General features: G+C 68.6%; 14 protein-coding genes and 1 other RNA gene. 7 read left to right on the forward strand and 8 right to left on the reverse strand.

The window, feature by feature from the left end; translation table 11 throughout:
• Nucleotides 1-192: 192 nt before the first annotated feature.
• Both glnA and ABZV91_RS15875 read right to left on the reverse strand, forming a co-directional pair.
• Nucleotides 193-1,530 (reverse strand): type I glutamate--ammonia ligase, encoded by a 1,338-nt coding sequence (gene glnA / locus ABZV91_RS15870; protein ID WP_355241441.1) that lies wholly within the window; start codon nt 1,528-1,530, stop codon nt 193-195.
• Nucleotides 1,531-1,594: 64 nt separating this feature from the next.
• A complete protein-coding gene (locus ABZV91_RS15875; RefSeq protein ID WP_355241559.1) occupies nt 1,595-3,079 on the reverse strand; it encodes an alpha/beta hydrolase in 1,485 nt (494 codons plus the stop codon).
• Nucleotides 3,080-3,292: 213 nt separating this feature from the next.
• Between ABZV91_RS15875 and panB the strand changes: the two genes are divergently transcribed.
• From panB to ABZV91_RS15895, 4 genes are all read left to right on the forward strand, one after another.
• Nucleotides 3,293-4,165, forward strand: a complete 873-nt coding sequence (gene panB, locus ABZV91_RS15880) for a 3-methyl-2-oxobutanoate hydroxymethyltransferase (RefSeq protein ID WP_355241562.1) — start codon at nt 3,293-3,295, stop codon at nt 4,163-4,165.
• Nucleotides 4,166-4,252: 87 nt separating this feature from the next.
• Nucleotides 4,253-4,702 (forward strand): hypothetical protein, encoded by a 450-nt coding sequence (locus tag ABZV91_RS15885; protein WP_355241444.1) that lies wholly within the window; start codon nt 4,253-4,255, stop codon nt 4,700-4,702.
• Nucleotides 4,702-5,676, forward strand: coding sequence for a prolyl aminopeptidase (gene pip, locus ABZV91_RS15890; RefSeq protein ID WP_355241447.1), 975 nt, complete (start codon nt 4,702-4,704; stop codon nt 5,674-5,676). Before ABZV91_RS15885 ends, pip begins: the two co-directional genes overlap by 1 nt.
• Entirely contained in the window at nt 5,666-6,547 is an 882-nt protein-coding gene (locus ABZV91_RS15895; protein ID WP_355241450.1) for a CHAD domain-containing protein, read from the forward strand. The genes pip and ABZV91_RS15895 overlap by 11 nt, the downstream gene beginning before the upstream one ends.
• Nucleotides 6,548-6,679: 132 nt before the next feature.
• Here ABZV91_RS15895 and ABZV91_RS15900 read toward each other — a convergent pair whose 3' ends face one another.
• Entirely contained in the window at nt 6,680-6,976 is a 297-nt protein-coding gene (locus tag ABZV91_RS15900) for a hypothetical protein (protein ID WP_245564098.1), read from the reverse strand.
• A gap of 422 nt (nt 6,977-7,398) precedes the next feature.
• On the opposite strand from ABZV91_RS15900, the gene ABZV91_RS15905 reads away from it, so the two are divergent.
• On the forward strand, nt 7,399-7,788 hold the full coding sequence (locus ABZV91_RS15905; protein ID WP_355241454.1) for a hypothetical protein: 390 nt from the start codon (nt 7,399-7,401) through the stop codon (nt 7,786-7,788).
• A gap of 114 nt (nt 7,789-7,902) precedes the next feature.
• On the opposite strand, the gene ABZV91_RS15910 is transcribed toward ABZV91_RS15905, so the two are convergent.
• The 3 genes from ABZV91_RS15910 to rnpB all read right to left on the reverse strand — a co-directional run bounded on the left by ABZV91_RS15910 (nt 7,903) and on the right by rnpB (nt 9,930).
• A complete protein-coding gene (locus tag ABZV91_RS15910) occupies nt 7,903-8,733 on the reverse strand; it encodes an NAD(P)H-binding protein (protein ID WP_355241456.1) in 831 nt (276 codons plus the stop codon).
• Nucleotides 8,734-8,791: 58 nt separating this feature from the next.
• Nucleotides 8,792-9,328 carry a hypothetical protein gene (locus ABZV91_RS15915; RefSeq protein WP_355241459.1) on the reverse strand — a complete coding sequence of 179 codons (537 nt, stop codon included), beginning with the start codon at nt 9,326-9,328 and terminating at the stop codon, nt 8,792-8,794.
• Nucleotides 9,329-9,515: 187 nt separating this feature from the next.
• Nucleotides 9,516-9,930, reverse strand: an RNA gene (gene rnpB, locus ABZV91_RS15920) — RNase P RNA component class A.
• 112 nt (nt 9,931-10,042) lie between these two features.
• Here rnpB and ABZV91_RS15925 point away from each other — a divergent pair.
• Complete coding sequence (locus tag ABZV91_RS15925; protein ID WP_355241462.1) at nt 10,043-10,930, forward strand: alpha/beta fold hydrolase; 888 nt, start codon at nt 10,043-10,045, stop codon at nt 10,928-10,930.
• A gap of 87 nt (nt 10,931-11,017) precedes the next feature.
• On the opposite strand, the gene ABZV91_RS15930 is transcribed toward ABZV91_RS15925, so the two are convergent.
• Complete coding sequence (locus ABZV91_RS15930; protein ID WP_355241465.1) at nt 11,018-11,467, reverse strand: DUF4870 domain-containing protein; 450 nt, start codon at nt 11,465-11,467, stop codon at nt 11,018-11,020.
• A gap of 298 nt (nt 11,468-11,765) precedes the next feature.
• Here ABZV91_RS15930 and ABZV91_RS15935 point away from each other — a divergent pair, with 298 nt between their 5' ends.
• Nucleotides 11,766-12,518, forward strand: a complete 753-nt coding sequence (locus tag ABZV91_RS15935; RefSeq protein ID WP_355241468.1) for an SDR family oxidoreductase — start codon at nt 11,766-11,768, stop codon at nt 12,516-12,518.
• A gap of 152 nt (nt 12,519-12,670) precedes the next feature.
• Here the strand turns inward: ABZV91_RS15935 and ABZV91_RS15940 are convergent, their stop codons facing one another.
• Entirely contained in the window at nt 12,671-13,549 is an 879-nt protein-coding gene (locus ABZV91_RS15940) for a DUF4231 domain-containing protein (RefSeq protein ID WP_355241471.1), read from the reverse strand.
• Between the last annotated feature and the right edge of the window lie 44 nt (nt 13,550-13,593).

Here is a 13,593-nt window from a genome sequence, read left to right on the forward strand (position 1 = left end):
GGTCGCCGCCCGCACCCGTGCGATGTCACGGAACCGGCCGGTCCGGGTGCCGGATCGGCCGGCCACGGACCGGGAAACGAGGCGTGGGTCACCGACCGAATCGCGGTGTCGCCGGGCGTGCTCGTCGCCCTCGCGACCCGCGGATCCCGCCCGCCCGGCGACCACAGGGTGCCGAGCGGACGAGACGACAGGTCAAAGACCGAGGTATTCGCGCAGCTCGAACGGCGTCACCTGGGCGCGGTAATCCGACCACTCCCGGCGCTTGTTGCGGAGGAAGAAGTCGAAGACGTGCTCGCCCAGCGTTTCGGCGACGAGCTCGGAGCGCTCCATGGCGTGCAGTGCCTCGTCCAGGGTGCCGGGCAGCTCCTTGAAGCCCATGGCACGCCGTTCGGCGGCGGTGAGCGACCAGACGTCGTCCTCGGCCTCCGGCGGCAGCGTGTAGCCCTTCTCGACACCGCGCAGACCGGCCGCCAGCAGAACCGCGAAGGTCAGGTACGGGTTGCAGGCGGAATCGGGGCTGCGGATCTCGACGCGCCGCGACGACGCCTTGTTCGGGGTGTACATGGGCACCCGGACCAGCGCCGAGCGGTTGGACCGGCCCCACGAGGCCGCGGTCGGCGCCTCGCCGCCGTGGATGAGGCGCTTGTAGGAGTTCACCCACTGGTTGGTGACGGCGCTGATCTCGTGCGCGTGTTCGAGGATGCCCGCGATGAAGGCGCGCGCGGTGGTCGACAGGTTGTCCGGGTCGTCCGGATCGGAGAACGCGTTCGCCTCGCCCTCGAACAGGCTCATATGTGTGTGCATGGCCGAGCCCGGGTACTGGGCGAACGGTTTGGGCATGAACGTGGCGCGCACACCCTCGTCGATGGCCACTTCCTTGATCAGGTAGCGGAAGGTCATCACATTGTCGGCCATCGACAGGGCGTCGGCGTAGCGCAGGTCGATCTCCTGCTGGCCGGGCGCGCCCTCGTGGTGGCTGAACTCCACCGAGATACCCATGGATTCGAGCGCGTCGATGGCGTGCCGCCGGAAGTTCGGCGCGGAATCGTGGACCGCCTGGTCGAAGAAGCCGCCGTTGTCGGCGGGGACCGGGTCGACGCCGTCGGGCTGGTTCTTCAGCAGGAAGAACTCGATCTCCGGATGCACGTAGCAGCTGAAACCGACGTCGCCGGCCTTGTTGAGCTGACGCCGCAGCACATGGCGCGGATCGGCCCACGACGGCGATCCGTCGGGCATGGTGATATCGCAGAACATCCGGGCGGAATGCTGGTGGCCTTTGCTGGAGGACCACGGCAGCACCTGGAAGGTCGAGGGGTCGGGCCGGGCCACCATATCGGCCTCGGAGATCCGGGCGAACCCTTCGATCGCCGATCCGTCGAATCCGATGCCCTCTTCGAAAGCCCCCTCGAGCTCGGCGGGCGCGATGGCGACGGACTTGAGATAGCCCAGTACGTCGGTGAACCAGAGACGTACGAAGCGGATATCCCGCTCTTCGAGCGTCCGCAGCACGAATTCCTTCTGGCGATCCATGACCGCGAGAGTAGGCACCCGGCGTTAAATCCGTGTTACATGACGCGCTGCGCTGTGTGTCGGCTCAACAGCGTAGACCCTCGGCGGGGGGCTCGAGGTCCACCAGGTAGCGCACGACCGCGTCGTCCACGCAGGTGGCCCCGCCGTTGAAGACCACGGTGTGGCTGTCGCCCTCGTGGGTGATCAGTGCCGCACCGAGTTGCTGGGCGAGATCGACACCGGCCTGGTACGGAGTGGCCGGATCGCCGGTCGTGGACACCACCACCAGCTCGGGCAGCCCCTCGACGGAGATATCGTGCGGTCGGCTGGTGTTGGGCACCGGCCACTGCGCGCACAGTTCCAGTGGCGCCGCCCCGGTGCCGCGGCCGTCGTCCAGGAACGGCGCGGCCCGGCGGTATTCGGTGTCCTGCCGGCCGGCCACCGCGCGATCGGTGACCCGCGGATCGTCCACACAGCGGATCGCGTCGAAGGCGTCGGTGAGATTGCTGTAGGTACCGTCGTCCCGGCGGCCGTTGTACATATCGGCGAGTTGCAGCAGCGTATCGCCGCGGCCCTGGGAGAGCTCGGTGAGCCCGATGGTGAGCACCGGCCAGAAATCGGCGCCGTACAGGGTCTGCTGCACACCGGTGATCGCGTCGTCGTAGCTGAGGCCGCGGGGATCGGTGGTGGCGGCGGGGGCGTCCCACAGCGGATTCACCAGGGCACGGAACCGCGGCACCGCCTGCGCGGGGTCGGTCCCGAGTGGGCAGTCCGGTGACCGGACGCAGTCCGCGGCGTACGCGTCGAAGGCCTTCTGGAAACCCGCTGCCTGGCGGAGTGACTCCGCGACGGGGTCCTGCGAGGGATCGATGGCGCCGTCCAGGACCATGGCGCGGACATTGCCCGGGAACTTCTCCGCGTACGCGGTCCCCAGGCGGGTGCCGTAGGAGTAGCCGAGATAGGTCAGCTGCCGATCACCCAGCGCGGCCCGCATGATGTCCATGTCCTGGACCACCTCGCGGGTGCCGACATGGGCGAGGAATTCCGTCCCGGTGCGGGCCACGCAGCGGTCGGCGTACTCGCGGTTCTCGGTCTCGGCCTCCGCGATGCCCTCCGGCGTGTTGGGCACCGGGAGTTCGGCCCGCTCGGCATCGGCTTCCGGTGGGGTCAGGCAGTCGACCGCGGGCGTGGAGGCGCCGACTCCGCGGGGGTCGAACCCCACCCGGTCGAACCGATCGGCCAGCTCGGTCCCGCCCCCCAGCATCACCGTGGACAGCCCGGACATGCCCGGGCCGCCGGGGTTGATCAGTACCGAACCGATCCGGTCCCCGGTGGCGCGCATCCTGGACACCGCCAGTTGCGCGGTCGGGCCGGCGGGGTCGGCGTAGTCGACGGGAACCTCGATGCGGGCGCACTGCGCGGCCGGCGGCAACGCTTCCCCGGGGTCGGTGTAGCCGGCGCACGACTCCCAGGCCGGCGTCTGGTTGTAGAAACGACTCAGCTCGGCGGGGATCGGCGCGGGCGGATCCGGTTGCTCCCGGACCTCGTCCGCGCACCCCGCGACGAGCACCGTCGCCACAGCCAGCACCGCCAGCACACCCGCCGGCCCACCACACCCGCTCCGCACTGCCGCCATGCTAGCCGGACCGCGCCCGCTCCCGGGGATGTGACGAACCGCACCTGGTCGCGGGCTTAATCCGGGCTCGGCCACGGGTGCACACTGGAGGGCGTCAACCAGACCCGGGGACCCGATCAGGGCCTCGAGGAGACGAAAGGGACGATGATGTCCGTATCATCCGGCACGCCCGATGCCACCTCGGAAACACCTGCCTACGGTGCCGCCGCGGCGGCGAAACCGGCCCGGCGACCCACCCGCGTCCAGCATCTGCGACAGATGAAGGCGACCGGTGAACGCTGGGCGATGCTCACCGCCTACGACTACTCCAGCGCCCGGCTCTTCGACGAGGCCGGTATTCCCGTCCTGCTCATCGGCGATTCGGCCGCCAATGTGGTGTACGGATACGAGACCACTGTGCCCATCACCACCGACGAGCTGATCCCGCTGGTGCGCGGCGTGGTGCGCGGCGCACCACACGCCCTGGTCGTGGCCGACCTGCCGTTCGGCACCTACGAGGGCTCGCCCGAACAGGCCCTCGCCACGGCTACCCGGTTCATGAAGGAGGGCGGCGCGCACGCGGTGAAACTGGAGGGCGGTGAACGCGTCGCCGACCAGATCAGGCTGCTCACCGCCGCCGGTATCCCGGTGATGGCGCATATCGGCTTCACCCCGCAGAGCGTCAACACCCTGGGTGGCTACCGCGTCCAGGGCCGGGGCGAGGGCGCCGAGGGGTTGCTCGCCGACGCGATCGCGGTCCAGGCCGCGGGCGCGTTCTCGGTGGTGATGGAGATGGTCCCGGCCGAGGTGGCGGGCCAGGTCACCCGCAAGCTCACCATTCCCACGGTCGGCATCGGCGCCGGCGCCGACTGCGACGCCCAAGTGCTCGTCTGGCAGGACATGGCGGGCTTCACCAGCGGGAAGACCGCCAAGTTCGTCAAACGGTTCGCCGCGGTCGGCGACGAACTGCGCGGGGCGGCCGCCGCCTACGCCGAGGAGGTCCGCCGCGGCACGTTCCCGGGTCCGGAACACAGTTTCTGACCCGGGCCGGGCTCGCAGCGGGTCCCCAGTCCGGCGCGGGATGGCAAACTCGGTGTCGACGGTTCCGACTCGAGTTCTGAGGTACTGATGCGGCGACGCGCTTGGACAACACGGGGTGCCCTCACGGTGGCGGGAGTGTGCGGGGCGGTGCTGCTCACCGCGTGCGGTGGTGTGCAGACGGGTTCGGAGGACACCTCTCCGGCCGCGTCCACCGCTTCCGCCACCGCGACCCCGAAGACCACGGGCAGCGCCGCACCCGCCACTCCGCTGGAGGTCTCCGACAAGGCCGCCCAGAACCTGTGCGACATGATGCGCCCCGAGCTGTCCAACTGGCGGGTCCAGGGTCCGACACTGGGCCGGATCGGTCTCAACGCCATGGTCCACGAATGGGCGCTCACCAACGGCGGTATCAATGCCCAGGTCCTGGCCGACAAGGCCGTGGTGGACCGGGTGACCGTGCAGGCCTGCTCCGATGTGCACGACGAGGCCGTCCGGGCGCTCGAACTTCCCGACCTGGCCTCCGGTCTGGCCTTCTGATGCGTCCGCTGTACCCGCCGGTCGAACCCTATGCCCAGGGCATGCTCGAGGTCGGCGACGGCCAAGCGGTGTACTGGGAGACCAGCGGGAACCCGGACGGGAAACCGGCGGTGTTCCTGCACGGCGGCCCGGGCGGCGGCACCACGCCGCTCAACCGCCGGTTCTTCGACCCGGACCGCTACCGGATCGTGCTGCTGGATCAGCGCGGCTGCGGCCGCTCGACCCCGCATATCGCCGACGGCGCCGATCTCTCGGTCAACACCACCGCGCATCTGATCGCCGATATCGAAGCGCTGCGTACCGCGCTCGGTATCGAGCAGTGGCTGGTGTTCGGCGGTTCGTGGGGTTCGACCCTCGCACTCGCCTACGCGCAGCGGTATCCACAGCGCGTCACCGAACTGGTACTGCGGGGGATATTCCTGCTGCGCCGCAAGGAGATCGACTGGTACTACAACGGCAGCGCCGGTTACGTCTACCCGGACGAGTGGGAGAAATTCCTCGCCCCGGTTCCGGAGGCCGAACGCGGCGGCGATCTGGTGGAGGCCTACCACCGCCTGTTCGATTCCGCGGATCCGGAGATCGTCACCGCGGCGGCCCGCGCGTGGACCGCTTGGGAAAGCGCCACCAGTACGCTGCGCCCGGACCCCGAGCGGATGGCCGAAACCGCCGATACCCGGTTCGCCCTCGCCTTCGCCCGGATCGAGAACCACTATTTCCGGCACGGCGGCTTCCTGGACGAGGCCCAACTGCTGCGCGATATCGGCGCGATCACCCATATTCCCGCCGTGATCGTGCAGGGCCGCCACGATATCGTCTGCCCGGCGGTGAGCGCGTGGGACCTGCATCGCGCCTGGCCGGGGTCGCGCCTGCACATCGTCGACGACGCGGCGCATTCCGCCGCCGAGCCCGGGATCACCCATCATCTGGTCGAGGCGACCGACACCTTCGCGACGGCGGCACACCATGGCCGATGAATCGATCGCGGCGGCCGACGCCCTCACCGACGCACTGGGGGCCGATATCGAACGCCTCCTCACCGCCGAACCGGATGTGCGGGCCGATGCCGACGACTCGGTCCATCAGATGCGGGTCGCGACCCGCCGTTTGCGCAGTGTGCTGCGTTCCTACCAGAAGCTGCTCGACCCGGACGCCGACAACCGGATGCGCACCGAACTCGCGTGGCTGGCCGGACTATTGGGCGTGGCACGCGACGCGGAGGTCCGCGCCGAACGTTTCGCCGCGCTGCTCGACCGCTACGCCGATCCCGGATCGGCCGGCCTGGAGTCGACTTACGACCGTCTGGTCCGCGCCGAACGCGACCGGTACGCCGCCGCGCACGGCGAAATCCTGACGGCCCTGGACAGCGACCGGTACCGCGCCATGCGGCGGGAGTTGAAGCAATGGCGCACAGCGCCGCCGTTGCGCGAATCGGTGGCCGCGACACCGGCCGGCGAGATGTTCGAGACGGTACTGCGCAAGGACCGGAAACGGGTCCGGGGCCTGGTGCGGGCCGAGCCGACCGTGGCACCCGCCGACCGGGTCGAACTGCTGCACGATATCCGCAAGAGCGCCAAACGTTTACGGTATTCCTGCGAGGCCGCCACCGCGGTCCTGGGCGATACCGCCGCGGACCTCGGCAAACGCGCCAAACATCTGCAGACCGTGCTGGGCGATCACCGGGACGCCGTCGAATCGCACGACGCGCTGCGCGCCCGCGCCGCCGTAGCCCATGCCGCGGGCGAGGACACCACCCTGTTCGAGGCACTCGCCGATGCCGAGGACACCGCCGCCGGTCGCTGCCTGGCGCAGTATCCCGCGGCGGCCGCCGCCATCGATACGGCCTGAGACGCCGGCCCCCGAAAGCACAGCGGCACAGAGGTTTCGGTGAGTCAGCGGCCATCGACCCGGGCCGATAACGAACCGGGCCGGTACCGGGTTGCCCCGGTACCGGCCCGACGGTACGGAAATCCGTACGAACTACTGCAATGCCAGCATCGAGCCGCTCAGTTCGTGCAGCGGACCGAACACCGTGAAAACCACCCGGCCGTTGGGCTGAGCGGCGGAAACGGCCGCGGCCGCGTCCAGCGCCTGACCGAACGACGGCGCCGACGGATGCGGAATGCCCGCAACCATCTGCCCGATATTGTTCTGATCCACCCAGCGGGTGTCCGCCGGGCTGAGGTCCACCCGCACTCCACCGGGCAGCGGTGTCACCGCAACGGCGCCGGCCGAGCCGGCGCCCACGGTAGCGAGAACAGATGCGGCCCCGGCCATCAAAGCTCCGGTTGCCAAGGTACGTGCTACCCGCATATGTGTTGTGACCTGTCTTCCGATAGGTATGAATCGGCTCGTTCCGCGAACTCCAGGGCACCGGGCGAGCCTGCCGACCCCGCATACTTTATGACGGCAATCACCATTTATGCCAGTTCTGCACGAATCCCGCCGGAAAAGATCGTTCACACCCGGCAACTGATACTGTGGCGAACCGTAAGCGTCCGACTACATCCGAGCTGGAGTTTCCTCACGTATGTCCACTCTCATCTATGACTATCTGCTCCCCCTCGTCGGTCCGCAGCAGGCTGCGTCCCTCGCGCAGATGTTCGTGATCGGTCCCTCGGCCTGAGTGGCCGCTGGATGAACGTCGTCCCCCGCCGGGCGGGGGACGGTGTCCATCTCGCGGAGTTACCATCCGGCACGTGCACAGACCTCTGTCCTTACTCACCGCCGTCCTCGTCGCGGTCCTGCCCGCCGTCGCCGCCTGCGGAAGCGACACCGCCGAACCGACCCCCACGGCCACTCCGACGTCCGTCGCCGCGACTCCCGATACCGCACAAATAGACCAGGTCAAGGCCGGTTCTTTCGTGATCGGCTTCCGCGGCGCCTTCCCCGGTCTGGCCGCGGGCCGCGACGACGCGGCGATCACCGCGATCTTCACCGAAACCTGCGCCGAGATCAGGGCCGGCGACCCGGAGGACGAGGTGCTCGCCGCGCTGTCCGACCGGCTCGCGGCCGGCGGTGCCGAAGCGACCGACGCCGAAACACAGGCCGTGTATCAGATGGTCGCCGTCATGTGCTCGGGTCGGTAGCCACACGCCGATCCGCTCCCCGGTGAATTTCGTAGCGCGACACGCCGTGGAATTCACCGGAAAAAGACAAGCGGCACGAACCGACCGGGTCGGGCGAAACGAGGGGTTTTCCGATCAACGCTCGCGGGAACCGGTCTCACCGAAGAATTCGGTCGCATATCGTGCGGCCCATTGCGCGAAGGTCGTCGCCGGGCGTCCGACTATTTCTTCGACCACCCGGTTCGGCGGCAGCGTGTGCTCGTCCAGCCCGATGAGGACATTGTCGACATACCATTGCGCGTTGTCCCCCATCGCCGGGCGCAGCGCGCGCACGGTCTCCTCGGGAGTGACGCGCACGAAATCGATCGTGCGGCCCAGTGCGGCGGCGATCTCCCGCACCAGCCCGGCCCGGCTCAGCTTCTCCGGACCGGTCAGCTCGTACGCCCGCCCACGATGACCGTCCTCGGTCAGCGCGACCGCGGCGACCGCCGCGATATCGTCCATCGCGATCGGCGTACTACCGGCCTCGGGGTCGGGTTCGCGCACCGCGCCGGTCGCCCGGATCTGTTGCGCCCACATCCCCGTGTTCTCCATGAAATCCCCCGGCCACAGATGAGTCCAGGCGATCCCGCTGCCCTCGACCGCTGCCGCGATCGCACCCCACCAGCTGTCCGGCTCCCCGGACAGGTCGACGATATGGCGCACCCCCGCGGCGCGGGCGACGTCGACCACCTCGTCCACCCCGTCGTGGATCGACGCCAGGTACATCCGGTCCACCCCCTCGAACGCGGCCGGCAGTGTGCCGGGTCTGCGCAGATATCCGCGAACCGCGTCGACACCGGCCGGAAGCGCGGCCTTCGCCGGGTCGACGGTGAGCGCCCGGATATCGGTCGCACCCCGTAGCACCAGCTGATCGACGACCTTCCGGCCGATGTTCCCGGTGGCACCGGTGACCAGAATCGCCATACTCATCTCCTCCCCGCGGCACGCGGCAGGCCCCGACCCAGTGGGGGCCGAGACGGGCTCACCGGTGGAAATTCGAGAAGTCGCCCTGCCACAGCACACTGCCTGCGGTCAACACCGCCGGATTCAGCTGTGCCTTGGTCACTTTGTACGCGTGTTTCACCGTCTGGCGGCTGCCGGGCGGGACCAAGCCCTGCACACCGTCGCCGAACCCCTCCGACGGCGACTTGACGTGGGGGGCCGGGGTGCCCGCGTTGCCGTACACCACGGTCGGCGTCGTCCAGTTCTTACCGTTCCACACATCGTCGGTGATGTTCTCGATCTGCAGGGTGAACACGGTCACCGGCCCCTCCTGCGAGTTCACCTCCTCCACCGACACGATGAACGCCGCCAGACCGGACTGACCGACCGCGGTTTCGGCCGGGTCGTACTGCCCGCGCGTCTTCGTCGCGGGGGGCACACTCGCCGCAGAGGTCTCCTCGCTGGCGACAACGGTCATGGGCTGGACCTCGGTGGTGGGTGCGTCATCGGTGGCGCAGGCCGACAGCGCGCACACGGCGGCCCCGACCGCGACGGCGGCGAATTTGCTGGCTCTCATGTGTTTCCCTGGTGACGGCACGGGGCACTCGGCGACCCCCGCTGTGAAACAAAGATCGTACGCCCGGTCCCCCCGTCGTCCAGTTCTCGGCCACCACAGTCGGGGAACGGCCGCGGCGGCCCGGTCCCGGCGCGCTGCGGGGAGCCCGGCCGGAACCCCGAACAGCCGGGACGAAGCGAATGCGGTGCGGACGAGCCGGCCATAAGCCGGATCCTGTCCCCGGTTTGCGCCGGGGGGCGGCCATCCATCTGGGCACACCGTCGCCGGGTACCTCGAGCGGTCCACCCGCAGGCTCGGGCGAGCAGCCCTCGAACACCTGCGCAACCGCACCGTGAGGTGCGATCTTCGACCTTGCTCCGGGCGGGGTTTACCGAGCCGCCCCGGTCACCCGGGGCGCTGGTGCGCTCTTACCGCACCGTTTCACCCTTACCGCACGGCCCTCGCGGGCCGTGGGCGGTCTGTTTTCTGTGGCACTGTCCCGCGGGTCACCCCGGGTTGCCGTTAGCAACCGCCCTGCTCTGTGGAGTCCGGACTTTCCTCGGCGCCGAGCGCGACACCACTGGGGTGCCCGTTCCCGGCGCCGCGACCGCCCGGCCGACTCATCCGCCGCACCAGGATACTCGCCGGCGATCGGCTTCCCACCCCCAGTCCGGGCGCAGTCCTGCCAAGGCTGGGTGACTCCTCCGGGCCGATGACTCGGTACGGTCGATGATCATGGAGCGTGTCGAGGTCGGCTTCCCGTCGGGAGGTCAGAAATGTGCCGGCTGGTTGTACCTACCGGCCGGCCCGCCCAAGCCGCGCCCCATCGTCGTGATGGGGCACGGGTTGGGGGCCAACCGGGAAATGGGACTGGATCGGTTCGCGCGGCGGTTCGCCGCGGCGGGAATGGGGGTGCTGGTCTTCGACTACCGGCATTTCGGAGGGAGCGACGGCGACCCGCGGCAGGTGGTGAATCTGGCCCGGCAGCGTGAGGATTGGATCGCCGCGGTGGCCTATGCCCGGACGCTGCGCGGTTTCGACGCCACCCGTATCGCGCTGTGGGGCACCTCGCTGGGCGGCGGGCATGCCCTGGCGGTGGCCCCGGACGACGCCTATATCGCGGCGGTGGTGGCGCAGGTCCCGTTCGTCAGCGGATTCTCCTCCGCGCTGGCGAAAGGACTGGTCAGCTTCGTGAAGGTGGGCGTCCTGGCGGCGTCGGACCTGGTGTTCGGCACGGTCTTGCGCAAACCCGTGCAGATCCGGCTGGCCGGACGTAAACGCGCCACGGCGATGATGACCGGCTCGGACGTACCCGCCGGATTCGGCCGGCTGGCCGAGGAGAGCCCGAACTACCGGCCCACGATCGCGGCCCGCGCGGCGTTCTCGATCCTGTTCGCCCGCCCCGCCCGGCATGTGAAGGAATTGAAGATGCCGGTGCTGTACGCGCTGTGCGACAACGATTCGATCACCCCGGTGAAACCCGCGCTGCGGGCCGCCGGGAAGACCAAGCACGCGGTGGTGAAACGGTATCCGGCAGGGCATTTCGATCTGTACTTCGACGAGCTCTTCGAACAGACCATCCACGACCAGACCGAGTTCCTGACCTCGGTACTGCGTCCCTGATCGCCGGTACCGGATAGAACTGCGCCCATCCGGTACCGCGCGCGGGTGCCCGGGCCGGCGCCACGACCGCCGGCCCGGGCACACCCGCTACTTCACCAGTGCGAGATTGAACGGGTACTTGTACTCACGGCCGTTGTTGGCCGCGATACCGGCCAGCACCGAGAACACGATGCCCGCGATCCAGACGATCGGGAACAGTAGCAAGCCGATCAGCACGATCATCAGCACCGCGGACACCACATAGGCGATCGCCAGCACGATCTGGAAGTTCAACGCGTCCACCGCGTGCCGGCGCACGAACTCGTCACGGTCCTTGTACATCACCCAGACGATGAGCGGGGCGACGAACCCGAGCACGATACCGCCGAAATGGGCCAGCGCGGCCCAGAGTTCGGCATCCGCCGGTGAGACCGGCGCCTGATTCGGCGCCCCGTAGGCCTGCGGGCCGGGGCCGTAGGCGGGCTGGGCACCGGCCGGGGGCTGGGTGGGATAGGGCTTACCCGTCGTCGGATCGTACGGGGGCTGAGGAGTGGTCATCACATTCCAAACTGACTGGTGAGTGGGGTGTTTCGAGAATAGATGGCCCGCTACCCATTTGGGGAGTGCAGGAAACCCACACCTAGGTGAATAAACGGACAGGCCGCCCCGGCGGACAGCATGTGTACCGGCGAATCCGAAACCCGGAAGAACGGTCCGGCGGCGCACTGGCGACCCGGACTGTCCGCCGTGCACAGCACCGCCACGAAGATCTTGTCCGGCCGTCCCCTCGATCCGCGACGCCGCACGTTGTTAGATGGCGTAAGAACTATCGCCCACACGAGAGGACTTCGAACTGATGGCCGAGAGGATCGCAGTAGTATCCGGCGCCGCCCGCGGGATCGGGGCGGCCATCGCCACACGGCTGGCCTCCGACGGACTGCAGGTCGGGGTCCTGGACCTCGACGAAGCCGCCTGCGCCGAGACCGTGTCGGCGATCGAGAACGCCGGCGGGACGGCGATCGCGCTGGGCGCCGATGTCAGCAAGGAGGACTCGGTGAACGCCGCGGTGGAGCGGCTGGCCGGCGAACTCGGCGCGCCCACCGTCGTGGTCAACAATGCCGGCGTACTGCGCGACAACCTGCTGTTCAAGATGAGCGTCGACGACTGGGACACCGTACTCGGCGTCCATCTGCGCGGCGCCTTCCTGCTGACCCGGGCCACGCAGAAGTACATGGTCGAACAGAAATGGGGCCGCATCGTCAATATGTCCAGCACCTCGGCGCTGGGCAATCGCGGCCAGGTGAACTACTCCGCCGCGAAGGCCGGTTTGCAGGGCTTCACCAAAACCCTCGCCTTCGAACTCGGCAAGTACGGCGTCACCGCCAACGCGATCGCCCCGGGCTTCATCGTCACCGATATGACCGCCGCCACCGCGGCCCGGGTCGGGGTGGATTTCGAGGATTTCCAGAAGGGCGCCGCCGCGCAGATCCCGGTGAACCGGGTCGGCTACCCGGAGGATATCGCGCATACGGCGTCGTTCCTGGTGAGCGAGGGCGCGGGTTTCGTTTCCGGGCAGGTCATCTATGTAGCCGGCGGGCCGAAAGACTGAGCGCCGCGTCCGCGGGGCAGCCCCGAAGTGATCCGGCTGTCCCGCAGCTGCGTGGCGACCACTACTGGGTGCGCGAGCGCGGCGCTGCGACTGCGGAGCGCGCTACGAGCCGCCTTCCATTCAGGGTGTCCAGCGCTTCGAACCTGCGCCGGTCAGAGTTCGTCCACGCAAAAGGCACGCCACAACGCGTGCTCGCGATTGATCACCTCTTCGGCATCGTCCACCGCGGCAGCCCAATCGGTTTCGCCGGCATTGCGTACGGATTCGGTGATCAGTGCGAGTTCGTTCGAAGTGGCGGCATAGGCCGCGGACACCCGATCGTCCTGGCGGGCGGACGACCAGGCGGCGATTCCGGCGATGGATGCCGCGACGATACCCGCCAGATCGAAGCCGATGGCATTGAACGCTTTCGCCAGCGCAGCAGAGATCCCCGCGATCTCGAGGAGCAGGGCCAGCGTCCGCAACCGCCCACCGCGACGGCGATGGTGTTTCGATTTCGCCGCGTACCAGCGTTGCTGCTCTTGGAGACGGTGTTCGAGGTAGCACTGCCGACGATCGGCGAACATGCCGTCGCGCAACTCACGCATCCGGTCGGTGATAGTGGTGCCGGTGGTGGGCTCGAGCTGGATCTCGAGGAAGCTGCGCTGCAGTTGCCAGGTCCGGTCGACGAGCTGCGCATCGGCCTCGGTTCTCGTGAGCGTGTGATCGAACGGCGCGCCGCCGACCGCGTATTTCCAGGCGAGGGTTTTCGTCGCTTCGGCCAGTATTCGACCGGCATGCCAGTTCCGGTTGGGGCGCGAACCCAGGATACGGACGTCCAGGGTGAGGATGCAGACAAAAGCGAGCGCGGTGCCGAGAGCCGCCAGATCGGTGCGCTGCGAACCCACCCGCACGCTGAAGGCGGCACATACGGCGGCCAAGACCGCGAACAGCAGCCGGAGACCATAGCTACGCAAATAGGAACGCTGAGACGCTATCGCCGCTTCGTCGGCAGCTCGGAAAAGACCGGGCAGGTCTTCAGTCCGGAGCATGGCATCGGCCGGATTCGACGGCGATCATGAGGCATACCGTAGCA

The sequence above is a fragment of the Nocardia sp. NPDC004568 genome (assembly GCF_040609955.1).
Lineage (GTDB): Bacteria > Actinomycetota > Actinomycetes > Mycobacteriales > Mycobacteriaceae > Nocardia.